The following is a 26,512-nucleotide window of genomic DNA, read 5'->3' on the forward strand; positions in this document are numbered from 1 at the left end:
GCGGCAGGTGTGGGCCGCTCGGCCGGCACGGGCGGCGGGGCGTCGTCGCGGGCGGCGGGCGCCGCGGGAGCCTCGACCGGGGCGATCTCGGGCGCGGGCGCCGGGGCGGGGGCCTGCGCAGGAGCCGGGGTGACGGCGGCCGGAGCGGGCGCAGCCACCGGGGCGGCGGCGGGTGCGGGAGCCGGGGCGGCGGCGACGCCACCGATCGACATCCGCTTCTCGAGCCGGTCGAGCCGGGCCATCACGCCGTCGGTGTCGTGGTCGGCGCCGGGCAGCAGCACCCGCGCGCAGATCAGCTCGAGCAGCAGCCGCGGCGCGGTCGCGCCCTTGAGCTCGGTGAGGCCGGTCGCGACCATGTCGGCGGCCCGGCTGAGGTCGGCGCGGCCGAACCGCGCGGCCTGCGCGACGAGCCGCTCGGCCTGGTCCTCGGGGACGTCGATGAGACCGGTCGCGGGGGCGTCGGGCACCGCCGCGATGATCACCAGGTCGCGCAGCCGGCGCAGGAGGTCCTCGGTGAACCGGCGCGGGTCCTGCCCGGTCTCGATCACCTTGTCGACCACGCCGAACACCGTGCCGCCGTCGCCGGCCGCGAACGCGTCGACGACCTCGTCGAGCAGCGTCTCGGGGGTGAAGCCCAGCAGGCCGGTGGCCAGGGAGTAGGTGACGCCCTCGGCCCCGGATCCGCCGATCAGCTGGTCGAGGATCGAGAGCGTGTCTCGGGCCGATCCGCCGCCGGCGCGCACGACGAGGGGGAGCGCGGCCGGGTCGACCTCGACGCCCTCCTGGTCGCAGAGCTGCTGGAGGTAGTCCGACAGCGTGCGCGGCGGGATCAGCCGGAAGGGGTAGTGGTGGGTGCGCGAGCGGATCGTGCCGATGACCTTCTCGGGCTCGGTCGTCGCGAACACGAACTTGATGTGCTCCGGCGGCTCCTCGACGAGCTTGAGCAGCGCGTTGAAGCCGGCCGAGGAGACCATGTGGGCCTCGTCGATGATGTAGATCTTGTAGCGGCTGCTGACCGGCGCGAAGAACGCCTTCTCGCGCAGGTCGCGGGCGTCGTCGACGCCGCCGTGGCTCGCGGCGTCGATCTCGATGACGTCGATCGAGCCGGGCCCGCCGCGGGCGAGGTCGGTGCAGGACCGGCAGGTGCCGCAGGGGGTGTCGGTGGGGCCCTGCTCGCAGTTGAGGCAGCGGGCCAGGATGCGCGCGCTGGTGGTCTTGCCGCACCCGCGCGGGCCGGAGAACAGGTAGGCGTGGTGCACCCGGTTGTTGGTGAGCGCCGCCCGCAGCGGACCGGTCACGTGGTCCTGGCCGATGACCTCGGCGAAGGACTCGGGCCGGTAGCGGCGGTAGAGGGCCAGGGGTGCGTCCACGTCGTGAACCCTAACCGCCACCTCTGACAGTCGGTAGGCGGCACGAACCGGGCATGAAAAGGCCCCCCGCGCACCCGACAGAGCTCACTTGCCCTTGCTGCCTTCCGGCCCTGGGGGATTGGGCGAGATGCCGCCACACGGGGGGTTGCGGAGCAGTCTAGGTGACGCCGTCGGGGCCACCCAAGTCGGCGTCCTCCCGACCGGATTTCCAGGTCGGGACCGCTCACCGGTACCCTCTCCGGCGGAGGATTCGCCTAGTGGCCTATGGCGCTCGCTTGGAAAGCGGGTTGGGTTAACGCCCTCAGGGGTTCGAATCCCCTATCCTCCGCCACCGCTGGCCAGCGAAGACGCCGGGCGGGCTCGTCGAGCCCGACCCGGCGTTCGGTCTCTCGGGACCTGAACCCGCTCACTCGGTGTAGAGGCAGAACGGGTGCCCCGCCGGGTCGAGCATCACCCGGACGTTCGTCTGCGGCTGGTACGCCGCCTGCTCGGCGCCCACCTCGACGGCGTACGCCACCGCCTGCTCGAGGTCGTCGACCTCGAGGTCGAGGTGCAGCGACATCTGCGGCTCACCGTCCACCGTCGGCCAGACCGGTCGGGCGTAGTGCTCCTCCGTGGCGAAGGCGAGGTTGTAGCCGGCGTCCTCCGACGGGGCGAGGTCCACCCACCCGTCGGACTCGTTGAAGATCGTCCAGCCCAGCAGCCGCTGGTAGAAGTGCGCGAGCTCGCGGGCGTCGGGTGCGTCGAGGACGACGCCGAACCAGGTCTTCTGCGTCCGGAGGGGCATGCCGACACTGTGTCGCGCCCGGACCCCGCCGTCCACGGTCGAGGACCCGCGGCTTCCGAACGCCCGGGACGGCTGGCTCCGACGGACTATTGCGGCACCGACGGTCTCTCCGTTGGATCGAAGGACCACGGTGCGGCAAGCAGCTTCCGCGGGGAGGGGTGCCCATGTGGACGACCAGGACCAAGGTCGGGTGGGGCTTCGTGCTCCTCGGCGCGCTGCTGCTGGTGTGGGCCTCGTCGCGGTACTACTTCGTCGGCCCGGAGGGACGCTTCCAGCCCGAGGGCTACGACGGCCACATGCCGGGCCTGTTGCTGCACATCTCGGCGATGAGCGTCGCGGTCCTCGCCGGGCCGTTCCAGCTCCTCCGGTCGCTGCGGGAGCGGCACTTCGGCTTCCACCGGGCCCTGGGCACCGTGTACGTCGTCAGCGCGCTCCTCGGCGGCCTGGGCGGGCTCTACATGGCGCCGTTCTCCGCCTACGGGCTGGGCACCCACCTCGCGTTCACGATCCTGGGAGCCGGCGTGCTGGCGACGACCAGCATCGCGTTCGTGCGCATCCGGGGCGGCGACGTGCAGAGCCACCGCGAGTGGATGACCCGCAGCTACGCGTTGATCTTCGCCGCGGTGACGCTCCGGCTCTACCTGCCGTTCCTCGAGGCCGCTTTCGGCGAGAAGCTCGGCTACCAGATCGTGGCGTGGGCCTGCTTCGTCCCCAACGCGCTCTTCGCCGAGTGGCTCATCCGGACCCGGCTGCGCCGGCACCCGGAGCCGCCGCGCTGGGCACCGGCCGCAGCGCCGTCGCCGACCCCGCTGACCTGACCCGGCGTCCCGGCGTTAACCCTCGCTTCACGAAGCCGCTCCTACCGTGCGAGGCATGGAGCAAGGGTGGTGGAGCGCACGGCCCACGCGGGTCGCGACGGTCAGCGAGCTGGGGGGCGCCCCTCGTCCGCTCGCGCCTGGCCTCGGGCCCGGGTCCCGGGTCGTGGTCGTCACCGGCAGCTACGGCGCCGGGCACGACGCGGCCGCCCGCGAGATCGCCCTGCGGCTGCGCGGCATCGGCTGCGCGGTCGACACGTACGACGTCGTCGACCTGCTCCCGGCGCGGACCGGCCGGCTGCTCAAGGTCGCCTACCTCGCGCAGCTGCGACACCTCCCCGGCTCGTGGGAGGTCACGCTGCGCCGCCTGCAGCCGGGCAGCCGGACGTACCGCCTCACCAGGCAGCTCGTCGGCCTGGCCGGCCACCGCCTGCTGCGCGCTGCCGCGGACGCGGACCTGGTCGTCAGCACCCACCCGTTCGCGAGCCAGGCCCTGGGACGTCTGCGCGTCGACGGTGACCTCCGGTGCCCCGTGGTCACCTACCTCACCGACGCGTCCGTGCACCCGCTGTGGGTGCACCCCGGGGTCGACCTGCACCTCGCCCAGCACGACGTCGCCGCCGACGAGGCGCGGCGCTGGGGCTGCCGGACGCGCGTCGTCGAGCCCCTGGTGCCCGTGCCCACCCGCCGTACGTCGGTGGACCGGCGCGACCTCGGCCTGCCCGAGGGACGACCGCTGGCGGTGCTCGTCGGGGGCTCGCTGGGCATCGGCGAGCTCGAGGAGGCGGCGATCGACCTCCTCGGCACCGGCCGGGTCACCCCGGTCGTCGTCTGCGGCCGCAACCAGCGTCTGCGCGAGCGGCTGGCCGCCCGGCCCGGCATCGTCGCGCTCGGCTGGCGCGACGACCTCCCCGACCTGTTCGCGGTCGCCTCGGTGGTCGTGCAGAACGCCGGCGGCTTCATGTCGCTGGAGGCGATGGCCTCGGGCGTGCCGCTGCTGTCCTACCGCCCGATCCCCGGCCACGGCCGCGCCAACGCGGAGGCCCTGGAGCGGGCCGGGCTGGTCCCGTTCGTCCGGCGCCCCGGCGAGCTTCCCGCCGCCGTCGACCACGCACTGACGGCCGCCACGAGCCGGCTCCCCTCGGGCGCACCGGACCTGGTCGCCCTGCTCACCGGCGCCGCCGCGCGGGTCCCGGCGGGGGTGGCGTGATGCGCGCGCCGCTCGCAGCGCTGGCCTCCGTCAACCCGGTACGGCGTGCACTCACGCCGCGGGTGCTGCCCGCCGGCCTGTCCGGGGCCGGCCGGACCGGCCGGGTCGCGCTGACGTTCGACGACGGGCCCGACCCGGCGAGCACGCCGGCGTTCCTCGACCTGCTGGCCCGGCACGACCGGCATGCGACGTTCTTCCTGCTCGGCGAGCACGTCGGGCCGAACGCGGGCCTGGTCGCCGAGATGGCGGCCGCCGGGCACGAGCTCGCCGTGCACGGGTGGGACCACAGGTGCACCGCCTGGAAGCCGCCCGGCGTCCTGGCCGACGAGCTCCGCCGGGCGCGCGACGTCGTGGAGGGGGTGAGCGGGCGCGAGGTGCGCTGGTACCGACCGCCGTACGGTGTGCTCACCACAGGGACGATCGTCGCCGCCCGGCGGTCCGGGATGGAGACCGTGCTGTGGAGCGCCTGGGGCCGGGACTGGGTGGCGGGCGCGACCGGCGCTCGCATCGCAGGCACCGTGCGCCGCCAGCTCGGCGCCGGCGGCACCGTGCTGCTGCACGACACCGACCGGACCTCGGCACCCGGCTCGTGGCGGCAGACCCTCGCCGCGACCGAGATGCTGCTCGCCGAGTGGGCGGCGCGCGACGTGAGGCTGGTAACGGTTTCTGGGCAACTAGGGTCGGACGCGTGTCGTCACGACGCTCCCCACGACCGCTGACCCCGTGGCGCGGGGTGCTGGCGTTCGGGTTCGTCAGCCTCGCCGCGGACATGGTCTACGAGGGCATGCGCTCGGTGTCGGGCCCGTTCCTCGCGTCCCTCGGCGCGTCCGCCCTGGTCGTCGGGGTCGTGACCGGCGCGGGCGAGGCGATGGCGCTGGTGCTGCGGCTCGTGGCCGGACCGTTCGCCGACCGGACCCAGCGGCACTGGGCGCTGACGATCCTCGGGTACGCCATGACGGCGGTGTGCGTCCCGCTGCTGGCGCTCGCGCCGCACGTCGGCGCAGCCGGCCTGGCGCTCGCGACGGTGCTGATCCTGCTGGAGCGCACGGGCAAGGCGGTGCGCAGCCCGTCGAAGTCGGTGCTGCTCGCCTCGGCGGCCCGGTCGATCGGCCGCGGCAAGGGGTTCGGCGCGCACAAGGCCCTGGACCAGGTCGGCGCCTTCAGCGGTCCTCTGCTGGTCGCGGGGGTCACCGCGGTCACCGGGCTGATCTGGCCGGCGTTCCTGGTGCTCGCCGTCCCGGGCGCGATCTCCCTCGTGCTGCTGCTCTTCCTGCGGCGACGGCTGCAGACCGACCTGCCGACCCGTCCGCACCGCGTCGACGCGCCGACGGTCACGCCCGAGGCGATCGGCGCGCGACGGCTGCCGGTCGGCTTCTACGCGTTCGCGCTCGCCGTCGCCGCCAGCACGGCGGGCCTCATGACGTTCGGCATCTTCGGCTTCCACCTCGTCGACGCGGGGCTGGTGACGGACGCCGCGGTCCCGGTGGTGTACGCCGGTGCGATGGCGGTGGGCGCTCTCGCCGCCCTCGCCTCCGGCTGGGTATACGACCGGCACTCGCACCGGGTGCTGCTGGTGCTCCCCCTGCTCGTCGCGCCCGTCCCGGCCCTGGCACTCGGCGACTCCCTCGCCACGGTGCTGCTGGGCCTGCTGCTGTGGGGCGGCGCCACGGGTGTGCAGGACTCGACGGTCAAGGCCCTGGTCGCCGACCTGGTCCCGTCGGCGAACCGCGGTACGGCGTACGGCGTGTTCGCGGCGATCCAGGGTGTCGCCGCCCTGGTCGGCGGCGCGCTGGCGGGCTTGCTCTACCGCGACCACGTGGTCGCGCTCAGCGTCGGCACGGTGCTGGTGCAGGCACTGTCCTACGTGCCCCTCCGCCACGCCCTGCGCGCCGCCCGGACCTCGTAGCCCGGGGCCGCAGCGGCGCTTCATCGTCCCTTCATGGGCCCGCACCTACGGTCCCCCTGACCCGGCAGCCACTGCCCGGCTCGGGAGGTGACGACCGTGACATCGACGCTCGACCGCATCGACGGGACGCCCGGCGCGCCCACCCCTCCGCCCGGCCCGGAGCCCCGTCGGATGCCGACCTGGGTCGTCGTCGGCGCGGTCGCGCTGGCCGCGGCCGTGGCCTGGGTCCCGGCCCTCACCGTCTTCCCGAGCTCCGACGAGGGCGGGTTCCTGCTGCTGGCGTCCCAGTGGCACCCGGGGACGTCGCTGTACGGCAGCTACTGGGTCGACCGGCCGCCGGTCCTCATCCTGCTGTTCCAGCTCGCGGACGCCCTGGGCGGCGTCATCGGGCTCCGCCTCGTCGGCGTGGCCGGTGTCGTCCTCGGCGTGCTCCTCGGCGCCGCGCTGCCGTCCGCCCTCGCCCCGGCCGGCACTCCCCTGCGCGCGCGGCGCCGCGCGGCGCTGCTCAGCGCCTTCACCACCGCCGCCCTGCTCACCTCCCCGCTGTTCGGCGCGATGGAGGTGGACGGTGAGCTGCTGGCCGTGCCCGCCGTGCTGGCGGGCTGCCTCCTCCTGCTGCGTGCGCAACGGACGACCGGCCCCCGGCGCGCCCGGCTCGTCCTCCTCGCCGGACTGGTCGGCAGCGCCGCCTGGCTGACCAAGCAGGACGTGGCCGACGTGTTCGTGCTCGGCGCGGCCCTCGCCGTCGCCGGACGGCTCCACCACGGCCGGTCGCTGCGGCAGGCGCTCGGGGACCTCGCCTGCCTGACCGCGGGCCTCGTCGCCGGCGTCGGCGGCGCGCTCGTCGTCGCGGCACAGCACGGCACGTCTCCGGCGGCCCTGTGGTCGGCCGTCGTGACCTTCCGGTTCCGGGCCAGCGAGGTGATCGCGTGGTCCTCCAGCGGCGCGACGCCCCAGCGGTTCTGGATGCTGCTGGCGGCGTTCGTCCTCAGCGGCGCCCCGCTCGTCATCTGGTACGCCGCCCGCTCGCTGCGCGGCACGGTCGTGCGGCCGCTCGGCCCCGGCGGGCCGACCTGGCCGCTGCTGACCCTGCTCGCCTGGGAGGCGGTCGCCGTCGGCGGCGGCGGGAGCTACTGGCTGCACTACATCGTCGGCCTGGTCCCCGGCATCACGCTCCTCGTCGCCGCCGCCGCGACCCGGCCGGCACTCGGGCGCCGCCTCCAGGACGGGCTCGCCTGGGCGGTCACCGCGGCCGTCGCGTCGACGCTCGTGGCGGTGCCGGTGGCCGTGTCGCAGATGCCGGCGATCCGTGGCGACGACGCGGCCGTGTCGACGTACCTCCGCGTCCACGCGGCACCGGGCGACACCGGCGTGGTCGCGTACGGCCATCCCGACATCCTCGAGCAGGCCGGTCTGAGCAGCCCGTACCCCGACCTGTGGAGCCTCCCGGTCCGGGTGCGGGACCCGCACCTCGCCCGTTTCCGCCGGGTGCTCACCACGGACCGGCCCCGCTGGCTGGTCGCCGCCCACGGCGACCTGGCCAGCTGGGGCCTCGACAGCAGCCGGGCCCAGCGCGTCGTGGACCGTGACTACCGGACGGTCTTCACCAGCGGCGACTGGTCCGTCCTGGAGCGCACCCGCTGACCGGTGCCGGTCCGCGCGGACGCCTCGCTCGTCATGTCGAGGACCAGCATGGCGAGGTTCGCCCCAACGCCCGCGCCCACGACGGCGACGAGCACCGACGGCAGCCCGGGCAGGGCGCCCGCGCCCAGCGAGGCGCCGATGAGGCCTCCGGCGAGCGCCGCCGCCCACCCGGCGGCCCGATCCGCCGGGGCCCGGGTGCCGTGCGCCCAGGCGAGGTGGACGCCGGCGGAGACCGGGATCCCGACGCCGGCGAGCGTCATCACCACGCCGTCGAGCGGGAGGTCGACCTCCGTCACCAGGACGAGCAGCAGGGCCAGCGACCACCCGCCGAGACCGAGGACGACCGGAGCCACCGAGCGGAGGGCCACGCTCGCCCGGCCGCCGAAGCCGCCGCGGGTCCGCACCCGGCGAGCCATCCAGGCCAGCGAGGCGACGGCGAGGAGCGCCAGACCGAGAAGTGCGCCGGCGAGCAGCTTGGCCTGGGCCGTCCCGGTGGGTGACGGGGTGAAGTCGACGGTCTGCGGCCGGAACAGCGAGGTGTCGGCAACGCCGGTGGCGAGGTAGGAGGTGACCAGGCGGGCCATCGCGTCCGGCTGGTCGTCGAAGAGGCTGGCGGTGTGGCCGAAGCCCGGGAGGACGACCTCCTGCCCGTTCGACAGGGAGGGCAGGAGCTGATCGGTGGCCACCTGCGGCGGCGTCGAGGTGTCCAGCTCCCCGCCGACCAGCAGCGTCTCGACGTCGGACGGGCGCACCCGGCTGTACCGGTCGACGCCGGCTGCGACGGGCCAGGCGTCGGCCAGGCGCCCGCCGCCCCAGGCGAACGACGTCCCGCCGTACGCCGGGCTGGAGTAGGGCGCCTGCCCGCTGACGAAGTAGTCGCGCGAGGCCGCCGAGTCCGCGCTGCCCGCGGCGGCGTACTGGCCCCAGTTGTGCAGTCCGGGGAAGATCAGGTCACCGAGCAGCGACTGGAGCCAGAGCCCGCTCGCGTCGCCCTCGTCGGCCGACAGCAGCGTGTCGAAGGTGACGCCCTGCTGCTCCGTCGACTGCATCAGGCTGAAGAACCACACCGTCTGCACGGTCCCCTCCTTGATCGGCAGGAGGAACCAGCGGTCGGGCACGTCGGTGGTGGCACGTCGCACCGCCGCCGTGAGGTCGTCGGTGCGGGCGCTGCACGAGCGGTCCGCGGCGCAGAGGGCGGCGAACCGGGCCATCTGCTCGCTCGACGCCGTCGGGTCCCACAGGTAGTTGCCGGGCGGGTTCACGCCGAGCACCACGGTCCGGAAGACACTCTCGGGATGGCGCCAGCCGAAGATGATCGCCGTCCGCGTCCCGGCGCTCTCGCCGAGCAGGTCGATGCGGTCGTAGCCGAGCCCGATCCGCGCCGCCTCGAGGTCGTCCACCTGCTGCACCAGCCCGTAGCGGGTGAGGTCGATCCCCTCGTCCGTGAGCCGCGCCGCGCATGCGCGGTAGCCGTCCGCGAACCCTTCGAAGGACGCCGTGCTGAGGAAGTCGTCCGACGCCGCGAGCGCCGACTCCACCTCGGGACAGTCGAGGCTGACCGAGCCGTCGACCCCGCGGTACCCGACGAGCACGAAGTCGTGGTCGTCGGCGAACCGGCTGGCGGCGGGGAAGTCCAGGTTGGTCCCGCCGGGCCCGCCGGTGAGGAAGAAGATCGGCTCCGCCGGCCGCGCCGACCGGGCGTGGACCCGGATGACCGGCAGGGCGATCAACCGGGACGGTGGGTCGGCGCGGTTCTCGCGGACGACGAGGGTGCCGCAGTCGGCGGCGCGGTCGCCGTCCTCGGTGGCGTAGGTGCAGGGCCTGAGGGAGAGGTCGCCGGCGCGCGCCCCCGTCGGGACGGTGACGGTCGACGCGTCCTGGGAGAGGCGCAGGTAGCCGAGACCCGCCACCAGCAGGGCGAGGATGACCAGGGCGACGATGCGCGCGGGGGTGAGGACCCGTGTGGTCGCGGTGGGCACGGCTCCTCCCTTCAGCGGAGGACGAGGGCCAGCACGAGCGCGCCGAAGAACAGGGTCTGCGAGCTGTGCACGGCGATGCCGATCCAGGCGCTCCGGTAGCGCTTCGACGGGTAGGCCAGGAGGAACGTGTCGAGCAGCGTGGCCGGGATGCTCCACGGGATGTGCAGGTGGTAGGCGGCGAACAGCACGCCGTTCGCGACCCAGTCCGCCCGGCCGAAGGCGCCGTTCATGCGCGGCAGGAGGAGTCCTCGGAACAGCAGCTCCTCACCGAGCACGGTGTTGAACACCCACAGCACGACCAGGACCGCGAACCACGTCCAGTTGCCGCTGAAGAAGTGCTGGCCCGCGTCGGACCCCAGGAACGCACCCAGGTCACGGTCGTACGGCGCGCCCAGGTCCGGGAAGAGGTCCTCGGCCGCGAACAGGAGCACCAGCGGCACGAGCACCAGCCAGACGCGGCCGCCGGCCCGGCCGCTGCGCGGGCTCCGCGGCGACGTCAGCCAGAGCGCCTCGCGCACGGTGCGCCAGCGGAGCGTCCCCTGCTCGGTCCGGACGAGCACGACCACGATCACGAACTGCCAGACCAGCCCGGCCGTCAGGCACAGGATGAGGGCCTTGAACAGCGGTACGCCGTCCGTCCCGGACAGCCGGTCCGCGAGGGCCGGAGCGACCAGCCAGGCCAGCATCCCCATCGGGAGGGCCGCGGCGGCCCACACGCCGAGCACCGCGAGGACGCTGTACTGAGGTATCTCGACCTGCGTGGCCGCGGTCTGCGACGACGTCGCCGTCCCCGGGACGTCTGCAGACGTCTGGTGCTCAGGAGAGCTGGACATCGCGGTGTCACCTCCCACCGTGCGCGGTGGTGCCCCACGTCCGACCGTCGGTCACGGCAACGCCGGCGACCAGGGACCGATGTCATCGAGTCCAAGGGACAACGTCCCGTCGCGGACAAACCGGGCTCAGGACACGCGCAGGCTCACGTCGTCGGCCTTGAACCACGCCTTCGGACCGGTGCCGTGCAGGACCACCGCGAGGTCGAGCCGCGAGGCACCGGGGGCCCGGGCCACGTAGCCGACCTGCACCTGCTGCCAGCCGCGCGTCAGCGTCCGCTTCGTGCGCACGGTGCCGATGTCCTTGCCGGACCGCCGCTCGACCAGCCGCAGGACCAGCCGGGCGCCGACGTCCTTCGTGCGCACCCAGACCGAGGCCGTGTAGGTGCCGGTGGCGGTGGTCCCGGCCCAGCCGCGCCTGGCGTCCTCGAGGCCGACGGTACGGCGGTCGCCGCGGCCGGTCACCCGCGCCGCCCACGCTCCGGAGTGGCCGCCACGGACCCGCTCGAGCGTCGTGGCCTTGCTCGCGCTGCGCCAGCCGGCGAGGCCGCTCTCGAACCCGGGGTTGCCGACCAGCTCCCTGGCCTGCGGCGGCGGAGGCGGCGCCGGAGCCGGGGCGACCTGGACACCGACCGTGGTGCTGCTCGCGCCGCCGGCGTTCTCGACCGTCAGCCGCACGGTGTAGCTGCCGGCGGCTGCGTAGGTGTGCGTCGCCGTCTGCGTGCCGGCCGTGGCGCCGTCCCCGAAGTCCCACGACCACGCGGTCGGGCCACCGGTCGAGGTGTCGGCGAAGGTCACCGCGAGAGGCGCGGTGCCGGACGTCGCCGACGCGGTGAACGACGCGGTCGGGGCCGGGGGCGGCGGCGATGGTGGCGGGGGTGCGGGCGTCGAGCCGGTGCCCCCGACGTCGAACACGAACACGGCCCGGTCGTTCGGGTCGGTGCTGGGCCGAGAGGCCCCGTCGGGCACCCACAGCTGCTCGTCGACCACTTCGACGCCGCGGGCGTCCCGCACGTCGAACCGCGCCAGCTGCAGGTCCCAGTCAGGGACGCGCGCCTTGGTCGCCCAGCGCACCCGCGACACCACGGTGTCGGAGTGCGCGACGAACAGGTCCTTGCCGTCGTCGGTGAAGTCCAGGCCGAGGATCCCGGAGAGCCCCCCGACCTTGATCGGGACGCCCGGCGTGTTGGTGGCGAAGTCGTAGGTCTGCAGCTGACTTCCGGAGCCGACGTAGAGCTTCCGGTCGTCGGGGTTCCACCCGGCGGCGGTGAACTCCGTGCCCTTCGTGAGCGGCTGGTAGGAGTCGAGCTCGAGATCACCGTCGACGCGGTCCATCCGGAACGCCGTGGGCTGCACCGCAGTCGTGCAGCAGCTGCCCGAGAACACGTACAGGCGGTCGTTGGCGGTGTCGTAGGCGAGGCTCTCGAGGTCGTCGAAGCGTGGGAGCGTGGCCAGCTCCCCGCCGCCCAGCGGGGGCACCTCGGAGAACTCGGCCGCACCGATCGTGCGGCGCAGCTTCCCGCTTTCGGCGTCCACCTCGTAGAGGGCGTTGCCGTTGTCGTCGGCGAGCCACACGGCGTCGTCGCGGGCGACGTACGCGATCCCCTCCACGTCGTCCACCTCGCGGGTGCCGCCCGCGAACGGGGTGGTCCGCACGATCCTGTCCAGCGTCAGTTCCGGTTTCGACGGGAGCGTCGCCGCCGCGGGCGGGACGCCGACGATCGACATCGCCGGAACGACGAGAGCGAGGGCCAGGAGGACGAGATACCGAGAACGGGCCATCTCGAAAGACTCCGCAACCGGACAGCGTGAGTCACCCGTCACCCGCATGAGCAGTCCTACGCCGGACGACCGGGGTCAGCAGCCGTCGGGCTCCCGGCAGGCCTCCGCCGCGTCGGCCATCGTCGCCTCGGTGATCGCCCGGGCGACCTCGCCGAGCGCGACCAGCTGCTCCGGGCTGAGCCGGTCGACGACGAGCCGACGCACCTCGCGGACGTGGCCCGGGGCGATCTCCTCGAGCTTCGCCATCCCGGCGTCGGTGAGCCTCGCCTCGACCCGGCGGCCGTGCCCGGGGCAGGCGCGCCGCACGACCCAGCCCGCGCGCTCGAGGCGGGTGATCGCGTGCGAGAGCCGGGACAGTGAGCCCTGCGCGAGGACGGCGAGGTCGCTGAGCACGAGCGTGCGGTCCGGGGCGTCGGAGAGGCCGGCGAGGACGTGGTACTCGAACACGTTGACGCCGGCCTCGCGCTTGAGCTGCGCGTCCATGGCCGGCGGGAGCGTCATCAGCAGGCGGACCAGGGCCTGCCAGTCGCGGAGCTGGTCGGACGACAGCCACGGCACCGAGGACCGGTCGCCCGTGACGTCGTCGGGGACGTCGCGAGTCGTGGCGTCGGCGGGCATGCCCCGATCCTACCGGGCGACTTGAATGTTCAAGTCGATTCCCTCTACCCTCGACTTGAACATTCAAGTCGCACCCACCCCCGAGGAGAACCTCATGTCCCTGCTCCGCGTCGACGCCACCATCCAGGGCGACCGCTCCGCCAGCAGCGCGCTCGCCGACCACGTGCTCGACGAGTTCGTGGCCGCCCGCCCGGAGGTGCCGGTGGTCCGCCGCCACCTCGGCCGGGACCCGCTGCCCGCTGCCGCGTGGCAGGCCGCGGTCTCCGGCGGGTTCACCCCCGAGGAGGACCGCACCGCCGACCAGCGGGACGCGCTGGCGCTCGCCGGCCGGCTGGCGGCCGAGCTGCAGCAGGCGAGCGGCGCCCTGCTCGCCCTGCCGCTGTACAACTTCGGCGTCTCCCAGCACGTCAAGACCTGGATCGACCTGGCCATGGCCGGCGCCCCGACGGGGACCCGCCTGCTGGAGGGCACCCCGGTCGTGCTCGTCACCACGCGCGGCGGCGCGTACGGCCCGGGTACGCCGCGCGATGGCTGGGACCACAACACCGACTACCTGCGCCGCGTCCTCGCGGACATCTGGGGTGCGGACCTCACGGTCGTCGAGCGCGAGTTCACCCTGGTCGGGGTGAACCCGGCCCTCGACGAGTTCACCGAGCTCGCCACCCTCATGCACAAGACGGCCGTCGAGGCCGCGACCGAGGCCGGGGCGACGCTCGCGGGCCGGCACGCCGCCTGATCCGGGCCTCGCTCACCCCGTCCGGCGCGCGACCACGACGACGTTGTCGCGGTAGCCGCGGAGGGGGTCGAACGGCCCGCCGCAGGTCAGGAACACCAGCCGCAGCGGGCCACGGGCCGAGAACAGGTCGACCCGCTCCCGCAACCGGTCGCGCGCGACCCGGGTCACCGACACGACCACGAACCGCTGCCGGTGCCGCCCGGCGACGAGCAGCAGGACGTCGCCCGGGGCGGCGCCGAGCAGCGACGCGGCGGGCCCCAGACCCTGCGTGCGGGAGTCGACGTGCGCGGCGAGCACGACGCTGCCGAACCCGTCGCCGAGCCGCGACCCGCCCCGCCACCATCCCGCGCGGGTGACGTCGTCGGGCACGCGCAGCGCCCCGGCGGGCGTCGTACCGGCGACGTCGACCGGCATCCGCGTCCCGTCCGGGAGTACGGCGAGCGCCGGCCGGCGTGGGACCACCTGCGAGGCGGCCGGGGCCGCGACGGACGGCGGCAGCGTCGTGGTGGCGACCCGTGGGGGCTCCGCCTGCGGGGTGGGCGGCGCGGTCGATCCGGCAGGCGCGGCGGCACACCCGGCCACCGTCACCAGCAGCAGGGCGGACAGGCAGCGGCGGGTGCGCATGCCCGAGGAGCGGCTCAGTGCCGCACGAGCCGACGGCGCAGCGCGAGGGCACCGGCGAGCGTGACGCCGAGCGCGACGAGCAGCGCGACCGGCACGTCCGTCGGCGGGCCCGCCGGGTCGACGAGGCCCGCGGAGCCGGTGTCGACCGAGGTCGGTGCCGCGCCCGTGCTGCCGAGCGGGAGCACCTGGACGACCGCGTCCATGCTGCCGTCGCGCGGGGCGCCGATGGCGAAGACCCGGGTCAGCGAGCCGTCGGCGATCGGCAGGTCGACCGGGCCGAGGAGCGGGTCGCCGCCGCCGGTCGGGACGACCGCCACGGAGTAGGTGTCGGCCGGGACCTCGGCGGAGACGAACTCGCCGTTGGCGATGTTGGTGAAGAGCGTGTCGCCGTTCGCGGTGATGTCGGCGGGTGGCACGACCGCGGTGTGGGCGACGGTCAGCCGACCCTCGCCGGAGGACACCGGGCCGACCGCGTTGGCGAACGTCGTCACCACGGGCTCGTCGGCTGCGTCGGCGGGCCAGTGCAGCACGACGTCCTGGCTGCTGCCGGCCTCGAACTCCGTGCCGACCGACCAGTCGTCGGTGCTGAGCTCGATCTCGTGGATGCCGGCGGGCAGGTCGTCGAGCGGCACGACCTCCTTTGCGGCGACACCGGACTGGACCAGCGCACCGTCGATCGAGATGTCGACGTCGACAGCGGGAACACCTTGGACGACGTACGTGGTCGTCGAGACGGCCGCGGCCGTCGGCGGCTGCGCCTGGGCGGCCGGGAGGGTGGTCATCAGGAGGAGGGTTCCCGTGGCGAGCACTGCTGCGCACCGCGGGGTAGGGAGAATGGACATGACGCTGCTGGACTCCACGTCTGTGCGGGGGAAGGCGGACGAGGCAGCGGCGACGGTGAAGACGGTGGAGACGTCGCCGCGCTTGCAGGCAGGGAAGCGGTCGGCCCGACAGTCCCCCGGTGGGTCGAAGGTCCGTTCGCACTCTAGGAGCCGCGCGGGTCGCCTGGACAGTAAAATTCTTGGCGTGTCCGGCGGATCGCACGCCGCGCCGGCCCGCGGTCCCGGCCCGGGCCTGCTCCTCGCCCTCGTCGTCCTGGCCGCCCTGGTCGCGGGCGGCTTCTGGTGGTCCACCCGGCTGCCGACGCCCCGGGCGCAGGAACCGACGGCCGCCCCCGGCGGCGGCAGCGGCAGCGCGGCGCTCACGGGCGGCGTCCCGGACGGTACGACGGACGGGCGGGTGAGCCTCGGCGACGACGGCTCGGCGCGGATGTCGCTGATCCTGACGTTCGCGAAGCCGGTCGACCGGCTCGACCTGTCGGTGCCGGCCCGCCGCGGGGCCGCCGCCGACACCAACCCGCGGCTGTCCGCGCTGACCGTCGAGGCCGACGGGCGCGCCGTGGAGGCGCCGGACCGCCCGGAACCCGGGCGCGACGCGACCGTGGAGCTCGTCGAGCCCAGCACGCGAGTCGTGATCGCCTACACGGCCACCGGCGTCACGCTGCACACGACGCCGGCGAAGCCGACGCGCGCGCTGGCGCTGGTCACGCCCGTCGTCGTGGCGCAGGCCGAGGGGTCGCCCTGGCGGGTCAGCGTCGACTCGGTGAAGGTGCGCAACCTCGGCTGCGCGGGCAACGACGGGATGCTCGTCTCGTGCGGCACCGCGGCGGGCGCCACCTGGACGGCCGAGGGCAGCGGCGTCGAGGGCCGCACCGACGTGCTGGCCCAGCTCGACCTCCCGGTCAGCTGACCGCGGCGTCCACCAGGGCGGGTGTGCCAGGCAGGTCCGCCGCCTCCTCGACGCGGTTGCGTCCGTTGGCCTTGGCCCGGTAGAGCGCGGCGTCGGCGCGCGACAGCGCGTCGCCGACGGACTCGTCCGGCCGCACCTCGGCGTACCCGATCGAGCAGGTGAGCCCGGCCGGCATCGAGATCCGCAGCCGCTCGAGCGTGGCGGCCGCCTGAACCCGGTCGGTGTCGCGCAGCGCGACCGCGAACTCCTCGCCGCCCCAGCGCGCGACCACGTCGACGACGCGCAGCGAGCGGCGCGCCTGCCGGCCGAACGCGACGAGCGCCTGGTCGGCGACGACGTGGCCGTGGGTGTCGTTGTAGGCCTTGAAGTGGTCGAGGTCGACCAGCGCGATCGTGAACGGCTCGCGGCTGCGCCGGGACTGCCGCACTAGCGCGAGGGTCTGCTCGTCCCAGCCGCGGCGGTTGAGCAGCCCGGTGAGCTGGTCGGTGACGACGGTGAGCTCGAGCTGCTGGCGCATCCGCTCGCTGTGCAGCGCCATCGCGGTCTCGGCGGCCAGGGCCTCGACGGCGGCCCGCCCGGTCCCCGAGACGGTCTCGAGCCGGTCGCGCCAGCCGAGGGCCAGGATCGCGATCACCCGGCCGTCGAGGCCGACCGGCTGCCAGAGCAGGCTGGTCGCCCCGGACTGCCGGAGGACGTCGCGGCTCACGTGCGGGCTGTCCTCGGCGACGGACGCGAACAGCGGCTGCCCGGTCCGCCACACGTGCGCGGTGGCCGACTCCTCGTCGAGGTCGACGGTGACGCCGACCAGGTGCTCCAGACCGGAGGTCGCGGTGACCGCCAGCTGGTCGTCGCCGATCGGCTCGAGCAGCGACACGGTCGAGGCGTGGGCGAGGGAGGCGATGGACCTGAGCACCAGCTGGCGCGGGTCGGCACCCTCCTGCGCGGCGCGGGCGATCTCCACCGACGCGCGCAGACCCTCGCGGGAGCGGAGCAGCTCCTCGTCGGTGCGCTTGCGCTCGGTGACGTCCTGCACGTGCGCCAGCGTCCACGGCTCGCCGGCCGGGCCGGCGACGTGCCGGACCGTCAGCCAGGCCCAGCGCACCTCGCCGTCCGGACGGACGTAGCGCTTCTCGAGCCGCACGACACCGTCCTCGGCCTCGGCCAGCATGCGGCCGGCGTTGCGGTTGGTGTGCAGGTCGTCGGGATGCGTGAACTCCGCCGACGACCGGCCCTCGATGTCGGCCCAGGGGCGGCCGAGCAGCGCGCAGAGCGCGGCGTTCGCCTCGACGAACACCCCGGTCTCGTCCGAGAGCCCGATCCCGACCGGGCTGTCGTCGAACACGCTCCGGAACCGGCGGTGCGCGGCGTTCAACCGGGCCAGGCCGGCGGACCGCACGCGGTGGACGGCGCCGACCAGGACGGCGGTCGTCGCGAGCTGCACGCAGGTCACGACCGGGTGGTCGAGCGGGTGCACGCCGTGCACGGCGACCGCGACGACCCACCCGGCGACGGCGAGCGGCAAGGCGTTGGCCAGGAGGACGCGCGCCGACCGCGGCGACTGCCCCGAGTTCGGCGCCATCGTCCTCCGCTCGTCAGGGACGGACACCCCGCTGGACGCCCGATCGACACCGGCCGTCCACGTCTGCGGTCCGTCCCGGTTCCCATCGGCTGCTGACCTGCTCGCATGAGACTCCCGCGCGGCCGGTTCAGACCGGTGGCCGCGGTCGCAGCCGGCGTGCTGGTCAGCGCGGCCATCGGCGCTGCGGGCGCCCGCCAGGTGCTGCACAGCCAGGCCCGCGCTGCCCGGCGGGCGATCGGGAAGCCGCTGGGCGAGGAGGCGCACCGGGCGGACCGCGTCTACAAGAAGAAGTACGGCGCGACGCTGGACCTGCTGGTGCTCGGCGACTCGATCGCGGCCGGGCTCGGCGCGGAGAAGCCGTCGCACACGCTCGGCGCACAGCTCGCGAGCCGCACCGCCAAGGCGACCGGTCGCGCGGTCCGGCTTCGCACCGAGGCGGTGGTCGGCTCGGAGAGCTCGGTGCTCGCCGCCCAGCTCGGGGTGCTGCCGTCCGGGTACCGCCCCGACGTGGCGGTGATCGTCGTCGGAGGCAACGACGTCACCCACCGGGTGCGGGTGTCGGAGTCGAGCCGGCACCTGGCCGCCGCGATCGAGGCGATGCGGGCGCGCGGTGCCGAGGTGGTCGTGGGCACCTGTCCGGACCTCGGCCTGCTGCTGCCGGTGCCGCAACCGCTGCGCCGGCTGGCCGGCCGCGCCTCGCGGCAGCTCGCCACCGCGCAGCTCCAGGTCGCCACCGAGCTCGGCGCGCACGCGGTGTCGCTGGCGACCGTGGTGGGCCCGTTCTTCGCGGCGCAGCCGGATGAGATGTTCGCGCTGGACCAGTTCCACCCGTCGGGCGCGGGGTACCGGCGCACGGCGAAGGCGCTGCTGCCCAGCGTGCTCGCGGCGCTGGGCTACCGCGCGGAGGTGCCGTTCGGGCACCACCCACCGGTCATGCCGGTACCCGCGCCGCCGCCCGCCGGATCTCGGCCGGGCGGTCGGTGACGAGGCCGTCGACCCCGAGGCCGAGCAGGCGGCGGACCGCGCCGGGCTGGTTGACCGTCCACGCGTAGCAGGCGAGCCCGTGCGCGTCGGCCTCCTCGACGAGGCCGCGGTGCAGCCAGGCGTGGTGCACGTTCACCAGGTCGGCCCAGCCTGCCACCTCGCGCACACGCGAGCGCGACACCCGGCGGAACAGCACGCCGACGCGGACGCTGGGCAGCTCCTGCCGCAGCAGGCGCACCGCTCCGGCGTCGAACGACTGGACGGTGACCCGTCCCGGCACCAGCCGGGTCGCGACCAGGTCGCGGACCACGAGCGGGACCGTGTGCCGGTCGGGCGCCTTGAGCTCGACGAGCGCGTGCAGCCCGGTCGGGCGCAGCACCTCCAAGGTCTCGGCGAGGGTCGGCACCCGCTGCCCGGCGAACTCCGGACCGGCCCAGGAGCCGGCGTCGAGACGGCGCACCTCCGCCAGGGTCAGGTCCTCGACCCGCCACGGCGCCCGGTCCGGCAGCAGCTCGGCCGCGTCCGTCGTCCGGGCCCATGTCGCGTCGTGGGCGACGACCAGCACGCCGTCCCGCGTACGCCGTACGTCGAGCTCGACGGCGTCCGCGCCCTGGCGCGCGGCCTCGAGGAACGCGGCCACGGTGTTCTCGGGGGCCGCGGCGCTCGCGCCGCGGTGGGCGATCACGCGGGGACCGTCGGTTGTCGTCAGCACACGATCGACGGTCGGGGCGACAGGTGACGGGAAGGTGTGCGGCGGGTGCCGCGCAGGAGGCGGTCGGGGGAACGTGCCGCCCCGTTCACACAGGACGTGCAGATTTCAACTGGATGTCACACGACGTAACCGTCGCGACTCATCGCCCGGACAGGATCGGGGTGTGCCGGACCGGCACGTCTCGCACCCTTCGACACCCTCACCCTGGGAGCCTTCGATGACCGCACTGCTGCCCGAGAGCACCGCCATCCCGGCCGCGACCGTCGCCGACGTCGTCGCCGCCGACCCGAACGTCCGCACCGAGCGCGCCGAGCGCCTCGCCCTCATGGCCGAGCGCCGCCGGGCCGAGCGCTCGAAGGAGCTCGTCGACCTCCAGCGGGAGCGTCCCGAGCTCGTGCAGGCGTACGCTCCGGCCGACTTCGCGGCGGACGCGCTCCGCTGGGCCGTCTGACCTGTCCTGGGCCCCGGGCTCGGGCCCGGCCCACCGGTCGCCGGCGACCCGGCGCGTGACGCCGGCGCTCCTCGCGTGACCCTCAGGCCTGGGAGAGGTTGGTGTCCGGCTTGCGAAGCGCCGCGGCCCGGGAGTCGTAGAGGTCGAACACCTTGTCGAGGCCGGTGACCTCGAAGACCCGCAGGATTGCGTCGTTGGTGAGCACGATCGCCAGGGAGCCCTGGAAGGCGTGCACCCGGCGGCGCGTGCCGATCATCGCGCCGAGCCCGGTGGAGTCCATGAAGGTGACGTCGGTCAGGTCGAGGACCAGGTCGACGGAGCCGCCGACGATCAGGTCGTTGAGCGCGGTCCGCAGCGCGACGTGGTTGGACAGGTCGATCTCGCCCGCGAGCGCGACGACGGTCTGCGTCCCGTGGGTGCTGACGTCGGCCGTGAGGCCGTTCATGTCGATTGACACGACATCTCCTGCTGGGGAGGTCGGGGCGGCCGTGGTTTGACCGCTCACCGGACCCTAGCCGACCGGGGGGACGACCCCGGTCATCGGCCGTCACGCGGCAGCGCGTGCCACTCCTCGAAGGAGCAGTCCACGCCGACGTACCGCGGCCGCTCCAGCGGCCAGTCCGCGGCCACCCAGGCCGGCACGAACGCGTCCAGCGCCCGCTCGACCTCCGACCCGACGAGGTCGTCGACGACCCACCAGGAGATGTCGGCGTCGGCACCGGGCTTGTCCGTCGGCTCCAGGTAGACGCATCCGAGCAGGGCCGTCTCGTCCGCGTCGAACAGCGCGAAGTTGAAGCCCTCGTTGGCCGCCATCTCGTCGGCGTGGTGCTGCAGGTCCTCGCGGTCCTGCTCGTGGGTCATCGTGGCCGGCGGCCAGCCCCAGATCGGCCCGTAGCGCTGCCACAGCCGCTCGCGCGACCCCATCACCGCGACCATGTCGAGGTCGGTGTCGTCGGCGCGGATCGGCCGCAGGTGGTGGCCGGTCGGCAGCTCCACCCGCTCGGGGTGGCGGAAGTCGGCGGGCAGCCAGGGCGCGGCCTCGGTGGTGGCGGTCGGGTCGGTCACGGATCCTCCGTCAGCTCGGGAACACCAGGTGACGGACGATATGCCGCCTGATCCGCTGCACGAAGGGTTTCTCGTCGAGCCGGCCGTCCATCTCGAACCGGTTGCCCCTGAGCAGGACGACGCTGACGAACCGGGTCGGCTTCCCGGGCCGCGCGTCCGGCAGGGAGTAGACCCAGCGGGCCGTCACGCGGTCGTCGGGGGTGTTCACGACGTAGGCGTGCTCGACGTACCCGGGCTGGGTGGCGCGTGCCGCGCGCTCGGCGGCGAGCTCCTCGACGGTGCCGTGGTCGGGGTGCAGGTCGAGGCTGATCGTGCGGCCGTCGCGCACGTTCTCGATCCACTCGACCTGGTGCCAGCTCACCCGGTCGCGCGTGTAGCCGGTCGGGATGTCGATGGCCGCGTACGCCAGGTACTCGCCCGGCTTCTCAGCCTTCACGTTCTGCGTCTCGTAGACGACGGCCTCGCCGTGCGCGGGGACCACGAGCAGGGTGGTGAGAACCGTCGCGGCGGCGGTGGCGAGGACCCGGTTCGTGCTTCTCATAACGCCAGGACGCACAACGCGTCTCCTCGGTTGCATCGACCGCTCTAGGCTGGCGACGTGGCGGCTCTCCTCGTCCTCCGCTTCCTCGCGGAGCTGGCCATGCTCGGCTGCCTGGCGTACGGCGGCTGGGGGCTCGGCGACGACGTCCTCGTCTCACTCGCCCTCGCGGTGGGCCTGCCGCTCGCGGCCGCCCTGGTGTGGGGGCGCTGGGTCGCGCCCCGGGCCAGCCACCGCCTCGCCGACCCGCGCCGGATGGGCGTGGAGGTCGTGCTGTTCACCGCCGCGGTGCTCGTGCTGGTCACCGGCGATCCTGACGCGTCGTGGTTCGGCGTCGCCACCTGGGCCGCCTGGCTGCTGAGCGCGCCGGCGCGCGGTCGGGAGCCGGTGCCGGGGCGCGACCGGGCGTAGCCACGATCGTCGGTCGGCACCGGACGCGCCGCGCAGCGACCCATCCGGATCGCGTCGCGCACCGAACTCGTCGTGACGCGCGTCACCTCGCACGCGTCTTCGACGAGGAGGCATCACATGCACGACACGTCTCGGCGCCGTTTCATCGGCGCCACGGGGGCGGGAGCCGCGGCCGTGGCCGTCGCTCCGGTCACGGCGTACGCCAAGGACCGGGCGACCCGCAGCAGGACCGCCGCGCACGAGCCGGTGGTCGCCTACGTCAGCGACGCCGACTCCGACGAGCTCACCCTGATGGTCGGCGAGCGTGAGGTGGTCGTCCGCGACCGCGACCTCGTGACCCGGATCCTCAACGCTGCCGGGAAGGAGTGACCATGTCCTCCCACCGAGAAGCACCCGAGATCGCGAAGGACCCGGTGGCCGACAACACCGACGTCTACGCGTTCGTCAGTCCCCAGCGGCCCAAGTCCGTCACGCTGATCGCCAACTTCATCCCGCTGCAGAAGCCGGACGGCGGCCCGAACTTCTACGAGTTCGGCGAGGACGTGCTCTACGAGATCCACGTCTCCAACAAGGGCACGGCGAAGGCGGACATCAGCTACCAGTTCCGGTTCCACACCAAGATCCGCAACGACAAGACGTTCCTCTACAACATCGGTCCGATCAGTGACATCAAGGACCCCAACTGGAACCGACCGCAGTTCTACGACGTCGTCCGGGTCAAGAACGGCAAGCGCAAGGTCATCGCGGAGAACCTCCGCTGCGCGCCGGTCAACATCGGCCCGCGCAGCACGCCGGACTACCCCAAGCTGGCCAACCAGTCGGTGCACAGGATGGTCGGAGGCCGGAAAGTGTTCGCCGGCCAGCGGGCCGAGGGCTTCCACGTGGACCTCGGCAGCATCTTCGACCTGGGGACGCTGCGGCCGTTCCAGTCGCTGCACCTGATCCCGACCGCCGACGCGATGGGCGTCAACGCCACCAAGACGTTCAACGTGCACAGCATCGCGCTGCAGGTGCCGATCAAGGAGGTGACCCGCGGCAAGGGCCGCCCCACCGACCCGATGTCCAAGCGGGCCGTCATCGGCGTCTGGGCGACGGCCAGCCGTCGCAAGTCGAGGATGCTCGACCCCGAGACCGGCAGGACCGTGGGGCACGGCCCCTGGCAGCAGGTCTCCCGCCTCGGGAACCCGCTGTTCAACGAGGTCATCACCCCGATGGCGGAGAAGGACGAGTGGAACTTCCGCGCGCCCGACGGCGACCAGCGCTACGAGAAGTACGTCAACAAGCCGGAGCTCGCCAAGCTCCTGCCGGCGCTCTACCCGGGCGTGTTCCCGAACCTGGCGAAGTACACGAAGCCGCGGGCCGACCTGCACGCGGTGCTGCTCACCGGCATCCCCGAGGGCGTGGTCGACGGGTTCCAGAACTTCACCGGGCCGGTCCCGTCCGACATGCTGCGGCTGAACGTGGCGATCCCCCCGTCGGCCGAGCCGAACAAGCTCGGGCTGGTCGCGGGTGATGCCGCCGGCTTCCCCAACGGCCGCCGGGTGACCGACGACGTGACCACCATCGAGCTCCGCGCCATCGCCGGCGTGACGATCCCGCTGGTCGACCCGTCGTTCACCCCGGACAAGGCCGCGGCCGGGATCGAGGACGGCACGACCAACGACAACCCGGCGTACCTCAACGGGTTCCCGTACCTCGGCAACCCCAACGGTGGCTACCAGACCACCCCCGGCGACTCGGCCGTGTCATGACCCACGTGCATCCCGAGAACCCGCACGCCGGCCAGGGTTCCGTGCTCCTCGACATCGGCGGCGACGTGGGTGCGCTCGTGGTCACGATGCCGGACGGTCTCGAGGGCCGTGAGGTCGAGATCCGCCCGACGACGTACGACGGCAGCGGGCACCTGCCCCACGTCGCCGTGGTGCGTCGCCCGGTCGGCACGTCCACGGTCCCGTCCCTGGTGTTCCCCGAGCTGAGGGAGGGCCGCTACCAGCTGTACGAGAAGGGCACCCACGACGTGCGGCTCGTGACCGAGGTGACGGGGGGCGTCGTCGCCGAGGCGACCTGGCCCGCCTGACCGTGTCGGGGTCGGGCGTCCTAGCGGCGGCCGACCCCGAACACCCCGCGCAGGATCTCGCGCGCGGCCGTCCGCATCAGGTCCTTCGCCACCGGTGAGCTGAGCACGTCGGAGATCGTGTCGCCGGTGCTGTCGCGGGTCGAGGTGGAGCGGCCGGTCCGCGACGACTTCGGGTACTCGATCTTGTCGGGGTCGTCTCCCCGCTCGGCGGCCTCCTTCGCGGCGCGCTCGGCCTCGGCCTTGGCCGCGCCCTCCTCGAGCCGCTTGGCCAGCAGCTCGCGGGCGGACTCGCGGTCGAGCGCCTCGGCGTACTTCGCGTGCAGCGGCGAGCCGGTGACCGTCGCCTGCATGGCGGCCGGGTCGGCGGGCCCCATCAGCGACTCGGGCGCGCGCAGCCGCGTCCACGCGACCGGGGTCGGGGCGCCGCGCTCGTTCATCACCGTCACGATCGCCTCGCCGATGCCGAGCGAGGTGAGCACCTCCCCCAGGTCGTCGTACTCGCTGGTCGGATAGGTGTTGACGGTCTGCTTGAGCGCCTTGGCGTCGTTGGGGGTGTGCGCGCGCAGCTGGTGCTGGACGCGCGAGCCGAGCTGGGCCAGCACGTCGTCGGGCACGTCGGTCGGCGACTGCGTCACGAAGAAGACACCGACGCCCTTGGACCGGATCAGCCGGACGGTCTGGGTGATCGCGGTGAGGAAGTCCTTCGACGCGTCGGCGAACAGCAGGTGCGCCTCGTCGAAGAAGAAGACCAGGGTCGGCTTGTCGGGGTCGCCGACCTCGGGCAGGTCGTGGAACAGGTCGGCCAGCAGCCACATCAGGAACGTCGAGAACACCGCGGGACGGTCCTGGAGGTTCGGCAGCTCGACCAGCGAGATCAGCCCCTTGCCGTCGGGCGTCGTGCGCAGCAGGTCGCTCGTGACGAACTCCGGCTCCCCGAAGAACGCGTCGGCACCCTGGTCCTGGAACGCGATAAGCTCGCGCAGGATGACCCCGGCCGTCGCCGGCGACAGGCCGCCGAGCTCCTTGAGGTCGGCCTTTCCCTCGTCGGAGGTGAGGTACTGCACGACCGCCCGCAGGTCGGCGAGGTCGAGCAGCGGCAGCCCGGCCCTGTCGGCGTAGTGGAAGACCAGCCCGAGCGACGACTCCTGCGTGTCGTTGAGGCCGAGCACCTTCGACAGCAGCGTGGGCCCGAAGGCCGACATCGTGGCGCGCAGCGGGATGCCGGTGCCCTGGCCGCCGAGCGCGAAGTACTCGACGGGAAAGCCCTGCGCGGTCCAGCTCTGCCCGACCGACGCGGCGCGCTCGGAGATCTTGGGGTTGTCCGCGCCCGGGGTCGACAGCCCGGACAGGTCGCCCTTGATGTCGGCGGCGAAGACCGGCACCCCCTGGGCGGACAGCTGCTCGGCCAGGAGCTGGAGCGTCTTGGTCTTGCCGGTGCCGGTGGCGCCGGCGACGAGGCCGTGCCGGTTGAGCATCCCGAGCGGGATCCGGATGGGGACGTCGGACAGCGTGGTCGCGTCGAGCATGAGGCCGCCGAGCTCGAGGGCCGGCCCTTCGAACTGGTAGCCAGTCCGGACCGCTGCGGCGATCGGGCTCTCGTCGGCGGGTGCTGACGCCTCAGTCATGCGCCGACCCTAGCCGCCGTACGGCGGGCCCGGGAGCGCTCGGGCGGGGACAGCTCGGCGATGTTCTCTATGCTGACCTGCGTGATCTTCAAGCGCGTGGGTGCCGGGAGGCCGTATCCCGAGCACGGCCTGAGCCCCAAGGAGTGGGCCGCGCTGCCGCCACGCCAGGTGCGGCTCGACGAGCTGGTCACCACCAAGGACACGCTCCAGCTCGCCGCGCTGCTCGACGAGGACTCCACCTTCTTCGGCGACCTGTTCGCGCACGTCGTGGAGTGGGAGGGCGAGCTGTACCTCGAGGACGGCCTGCACCGCGCGCTCCGCGCCGCCCTGCAGCAGCGGCTCGTCCTGCACGCCCGCGTGCACACCGTGGCCGGGGCCGCCTGAGATGGCGAGCCGGCACGTCACGACCGCGGTCACGCTGCTCGTCCTGGTCGCGATCCTCGTCCTCGGGGTGGTGGTCGGGGCCAAGGAGCTGTTCGCCCCGCTGCCCGGGAGCGAGGGCAGCGCCGACGAGCCGACTGCCGCCGAGAGCCCGAGCTGCGACCCCGAGTCGGTGCAGCCGGGGAGCCGCCTCACCAGCCGTCAGGTCACCGTCAACGTCTACAACGCCGGCAGCCGCGCGGGTCTCGCCGGGCAGACCCTGGACACCCTGACGAGCCGCGGCTTCCGGGCCGGGGTGACCGGCAACGCCGACGCGCGCGTGCGCCGCGTGCAGGTGTGGGTCGTCGAGGGCGAGGAGGCGGCCGGCCGGCTGCTGGCGCGCAACTTCGGTCCGCGCGTCCCGGTCCGGACCGTGAAGACAGCGAAGGACCTCGCCGAGGGCGTCGACGTGGTGGTCGGCAACGGTCTGGCCCCCCTGGCCCGCCCGGTCCGCGCGGTCCGGGTGAAGACCGACCAGCAGGTCTGCGCGCCGTAGGGCGCGTCTCTCAATTCTGGCCGTCGCGAGCGTCGTCCGGTGCGTGCGATGGCAAGGCGCCGGAGCGAAGGCGGGCCGGCGGCCCGTCGAGTGACGGCAACGCC

29 protein-coding genes, 1 tRNA gene and 1 other RNA gene are annotated in these 26,512 nt (G+C 73.9%); 16 read left to right on the forward strand and 15 right to left on the reverse strand.

Annotation, left to right across the window (positions count from 1 at the left end; genetic code table 11):
- On the reverse strand, positions 1 to 1,370 hold a 1,370-nt coding region (locus ETU37_RS22160; RefSeq protein ID WP_129989552.1), incomplete at its 3' end, for a DNA polymerase III subunit gamma and tau.
- Between the two features lie 57 nt (positions 1,371 to 1,427).
- Positions 1,428 to 1,517: signal recognition particle sRNA small type (ffs, locus tag ETU37_RS22165), an RNA gene on the reverse strand.
- Between the two features lie 96 nt (positions 1,518 to 1,613).
- Here ffs and ETU37_RS22170 point away from each other — a divergent pair.
- Positions 1,614 to 1,701, forward strand: a tRNA-Ser gene (locus ETU37_RS22170).
- A gap of 75 nt (positions 1,702 to 1,776) precedes the next feature.
- Here ETU37_RS22170 and ETU37_RS22175 read toward each other — a convergent pair.
- Complete coding sequence (locus tag ETU37_RS22175) at positions 1,777 to 2,157, reverse strand: VOC family protein (RefSeq protein ID WP_129989553.1); 381 nt, start codon at positions 2,155 to 2,157, stop codon at positions 1,777 to 1,779.
- A gap of 164 nt (positions 2,158 to 2,321) precedes the next feature.
- Here ETU37_RS22175 and ETU37_RS22180 point away from each other — a divergent pair, with 164 nt between their 5' ends.
- The 5 genes from ETU37_RS22180 to ETU37_RS23390 all read left to right on the forward strand — a co-directional run bounded on the left by ETU37_RS22180 (position 2,322) and on the right by ETU37_RS23390 (position 7,732).
- Positions 2,322 to 2,975, forward strand: coding sequence for a DUF2306 domain-containing protein (locus tag ETU37_RS22180; protein WP_129989554.1), 654 nt, complete (start codon positions 2,322 to 2,324; stop codon positions 2,973 to 2,975).
- A gap of 55 nt (positions 2,976 to 3,030) precedes the next feature.
- The gene (locus tag ETU37_RS22185; RefSeq protein WP_129989555.1) at positions 3,031 to 4,182 is read left to right on the forward strand and encodes an MGDG synthase family glycosyltransferase; all 1,152 of its coding nucleotides are present in this window, start codon (positions 3,031 to 3,033) and stop codon (positions 4,180 to 4,182) included.
- A complete protein-coding gene (locus ETU37_RS22190) occupies positions 4,182 to 4,901 on the forward strand; it encodes a polysaccharide deacetylase family protein (protein WP_129989556.1) in 720 nt (239 codons plus the stop codon). The genes ETU37_RS22185 and ETU37_RS22190 overlap by 1 nt, the downstream gene beginning before the upstream one ends.
- Positions 4,871 to 6,088: an MFS transporter gene (locus ETU37_RS22195; protein ID WP_240755898.1), complete on the forward strand. Its 1,218-nt coding sequence runs from the start codon at positions 4,871 to 4,873 to the stop codon at positions 6,086 to 6,088. The genes ETU37_RS22190 and ETU37_RS22195 overlap by 31 nt, the downstream gene beginning before the upstream one ends.
- A 96-nt stretch (positions 6,089 to 6,184) precedes the next feature.
- Complete coding sequence (locus ETU37_RS23390; protein ID WP_165372647.1) at positions 6,185 to 7,732, forward strand: hypothetical protein; 1,548 nt, start codon at positions 6,185 to 6,187, stop codon at positions 7,730 to 7,732.
- Here ETU37_RS23390 and ETU37_RS22200 read toward each other — a convergent pair.
- The 4 genes from ETU37_RS22200 to ETU37_RS22215 form a co-directional block, all read right to left on the reverse strand.
- The gene (locus ETU37_RS22200) at positions 7,678 to 9,711 is read right to left on the reverse strand and encodes an alpha/beta hydrolase (protein ID WP_129989557.1); all 2,034 of its coding nucleotides are present in this window, start codon (positions 9,709 to 9,711) and stop codon (positions 7,678 to 7,680) included. The genes ETU37_RS23390 and ETU37_RS22200 overlap by 55 nt on opposite strands.
- Positions 9,712 to 9,722: 11 nt before the next feature.
- Positions 9,723 to 10,544, reverse strand: coding sequence for a CPBP family intramembrane glutamic endopeptidase (locus tag ETU37_RS22205; protein ID WP_129989558.1), 822 nt, complete (start codon positions 10,542 to 10,544; stop codon positions 9,723 to 9,725).
- A 126-nt stretch (positions 10,545 to 10,670) separates the two neighbouring features.
- Positions 10,671 to 12,323 (reverse strand): PKD domain-containing protein, encoded by a 1,653-nt coding sequence (locus tag ETU37_RS22210; RefSeq protein ID WP_165372648.1) that lies wholly within the window; start codon positions 12,321 to 12,323, stop codon positions 10,671 to 10,673.
- 75 nt (positions 12,324 to 12,398) lie between these two features.
- Positions 12,399 to 12,941 carry a MarR family winged helix-turn-helix transcriptional regulator gene (locus ETU37_RS22215; RefSeq protein WP_129989560.1) on the reverse strand — a complete coding sequence of 181 codons (543 nt, stop codon included), beginning with the start codon at positions 12,939 to 12,941 and terminating at the stop codon, positions 12,399 to 12,401.
- 94 nt (positions 12,942 to 13,035) lie between these two features.
- Here ETU37_RS22215 and ETU37_RS22220 point away from each other — a divergent pair, with 94 nt between their 5' ends.
- Positions 13,036 to 13,677 (forward strand): FMN-dependent NADH-azoreductase, encoded by a 642-nt coding sequence (locus ETU37_RS22220; protein ID WP_129989561.1) that lies wholly within the window; start codon positions 13,036 to 13,038, stop codon positions 13,675 to 13,677.
- A 12-nt stretch (positions 13,678 to 13,689) separates the two neighbouring features.
- Here ETU37_RS22220 and ETU37_RS22225 read toward each other — a convergent pair whose 3' ends face one another.
- Both ETU37_RS22225 and ETU37_RS22230 read right to left on the reverse strand, forming a co-directional pair.
- Positions 13,690 to 14,301: a class F sortase gene (locus tag ETU37_RS22225; RefSeq protein ID WP_129989562.1), complete on the reverse strand. Its 612-nt coding sequence runs from the start codon at positions 14,299 to 14,301 to the stop codon at positions 13,690 to 13,692.
- 14 nt (positions 14,302 to 14,315) lie between these two features.
- Positions 14,316 to 15,083 carry a DUF4397 domain-containing protein gene (locus ETU37_RS22230; protein ID WP_165372649.1) on the reverse strand — a complete coding sequence of 256 codons (768 nt, stop codon included), beginning with the start codon at positions 15,081 to 15,083 and terminating at the stop codon, positions 14,316 to 14,318.
- 244 nt (positions 15,084 to 15,327) lie between these two features.
- Between ETU37_RS22230 and ETU37_RS22235 the strand changes: the two genes are divergently transcribed.
- Positions 15,328 to 16,050, forward strand: a complete 723-nt coding sequence (locus ETU37_RS22235; RefSeq protein ID WP_129989564.1) for a hypothetical protein — start codon at positions 15,328 to 15,330, stop codon at positions 16,048 to 16,050.
- Here ETU37_RS22235 and ETU37_RS22240 read toward each other — a convergent pair.
- Complete coding sequence (locus ETU37_RS22240) at positions 16,043 to 17,629, reverse strand: sensor domain-containing diguanylate cyclase (protein WP_129989565.1); 1,587 nt, start codon at positions 17,627 to 17,629, stop codon at positions 16,043 to 16,045. The two genes, ETU37_RS22235 and ETU37_RS22240, sit on opposite strands and share 8 nt — an antisense overlap.
- A 105-nt stretch (positions 17,630 to 17,734) precedes the next feature.
- On the opposite strand from ETU37_RS22240, the gene ETU37_RS22245 reads away from it, so the two are divergent.
- Positions 17,735 to 18,613 (forward strand): SGNH/GDSL hydrolase family protein, encoded by an 879-nt coding sequence (locus ETU37_RS22245; RefSeq protein ID WP_129989566.1) that lies wholly within the window; start codon positions 17,735 to 17,737, stop codon positions 18,611 to 18,613.
- Here the strand turns inward: ETU37_RS22245 and ETU37_RS22250 are convergent.
- Positions 18,561 to 19,325, reverse strand: a complete 765-nt coding sequence (locus tag ETU37_RS22250) for a glycerophosphodiester phosphodiesterase (RefSeq protein ID WP_206054140.1) — start codon at positions 19,323 to 19,325, stop codon at positions 18,561 to 18,563. The two genes, ETU37_RS22245 and ETU37_RS22250, sit on opposite strands and share 53 nt — an antisense overlap.
- 217 nt (positions 19,326 to 19,542) lie before the next feature.
- Between ETU37_RS22250 and ETU37_RS22255 the strand changes: the two genes are divergently transcribed.
- Positions 19,543 to 19,776 carry a hypothetical protein gene (locus ETU37_RS22255; RefSeq protein ID WP_129989567.1) on the forward strand — a complete coding sequence of 78 codons (234 nt, stop codon included), beginning with the start codon at positions 19,543 to 19,545 and terminating at the stop codon, positions 19,774 to 19,776.
- 82 nt (positions 19,777 to 19,858) lie between these two features.
- On the opposite strand, the gene ETU37_RS22260 is transcribed toward ETU37_RS22255, so the two are convergent.
- The 3 genes from ETU37_RS22260 to ETU37_RS22270 form a co-directional block, all read right to left on the reverse strand.
- Positions 19,859 to 20,233: an STAS domain-containing protein gene (locus ETU37_RS22260; protein ID WP_129989568.1), complete on the reverse strand. Its 375-nt coding sequence runs from the start codon at positions 20,231 to 20,233 to the stop codon at positions 19,859 to 19,861.
- 80 nt (positions 20,234 to 20,313) lie between these two features.
- Positions 20,314 to 20,841, reverse strand: a complete 528-nt coding sequence (locus ETU37_RS22265; RefSeq protein ID WP_129989569.1) for a GNAT family N-acetyltransferase — start codon at positions 20,839 to 20,841, stop codon at positions 20,314 to 20,316.
- A gap of 10 nt (positions 20,842 to 20,851) precedes the next feature.
- The gene (locus tag ETU37_RS22270; RefSeq protein ID WP_129989570.1) at positions 20,852 to 21,382 is read right to left on the reverse strand and encodes a hypothetical protein; all 531 of its coding nucleotides are present in this window, start codon (positions 21,380 to 21,382) and stop codon (positions 20,852 to 20,854) included.
- A gap of 57 nt (positions 21,383 to 21,439) precedes the next feature.
- Here ETU37_RS22270 and ETU37_RS22275 point away from each other — a divergent pair, with 57 nt between their 5' ends.
- The 4 genes from ETU37_RS22275 to ETU37_RS22290 all read left to right on the forward strand — a co-directional run bounded on the left by ETU37_RS22275 (position 21,440) and on the right by ETU37_RS22290 (position 23,867).
- A complete protein-coding gene (locus tag ETU37_RS22275; protein WP_129989571.1) occupies positions 21,440 to 21,790 on the forward strand; it encodes a YrdB family protein in 351 nt (116 codons plus the stop codon).
- Positions 21,791 to 21,907: 117 nt separating this feature from the next.
- Positions 21,908 to 22,159, forward strand: coding sequence for a twin-arginine translocation signal domain-containing protein (locus tag ETU37_RS22280; protein ID WP_129989573.1), 252 nt, complete (start codon positions 21,908 to 21,910; stop codon positions 22,157 to 22,159).
- Between the two features lie 2 nt (positions 22,160 to 22,161).
- Positions 22,162 to 23,541 carry a DUF4331 domain-containing protein gene (locus ETU37_RS22285; protein WP_129989575.1) on the forward strand — a complete coding sequence of 460 codons (1,380 nt, stop codon included), beginning with the start codon at positions 22,162 to 22,164 and terminating at the stop codon, positions 23,539 to 23,541.
- Positions 23,538 to 23,867 carry a hypothetical protein gene (locus tag ETU37_RS22290; protein WP_129989577.1) on the forward strand — a complete coding sequence of 110 codons (330 nt, stop codon included), beginning with the start codon at positions 23,538 to 23,540 and terminating at the stop codon, positions 23,865 to 23,867. The genes ETU37_RS22285 and ETU37_RS22290 overlap by 4 nt, the downstream gene beginning before the upstream one ends.
- A 20-nt stretch (positions 23,868 to 23,887) precedes the next feature.
- Here ETU37_RS22290 and ETU37_RS22295 read toward each other — a convergent pair whose 3' ends face one another.
- Complete coding sequence (locus ETU37_RS22295; protein WP_129989579.1) at positions 23,888 to 25,492, reverse strand: helicase HerA-like domain-containing protein; 1,605 nt, start codon at positions 25,490 to 25,492, stop codon at positions 23,888 to 23,890.
- Between the two features lie 81 nt (positions 25,493 to 25,573).
- Between ETU37_RS22295 and ETU37_RS22300 the strand changes: the two genes are divergently transcribed.
- A complete protein-coding gene (locus tag ETU37_RS22300; RefSeq protein ID WP_129989581.1) occupies positions 25,574 to 25,876 on the forward strand; it encodes a type II toxin-antitoxin system VapB family antitoxin in 303 nt (100 codons plus the stop codon).
- 1 nt (position 25,877) lies between these two features.
- Positions 25,878 to 26,408 (forward strand): LytR C-terminal domain-containing protein, encoded by a 531-nt coding sequence (locus tag ETU37_RS22305; protein WP_129989583.1) that lies wholly within the window; start codon positions 25,878 to 25,880, stop codon positions 26,406 to 26,408.
- Positions 26,409 to 26,512 lie beyond the last annotated feature (104 nt).

Origin of the sequence: Nocardioides iriomotensis (assembly GCF_004168035.1) — a bacterium.
Classification (GTDB): Bacteria; Actinomycetota; Actinomycetes; order Propionibacteriales; family Nocardioidaceae; genus Nocardioides_B; species Nocardioides_B iriomotensis.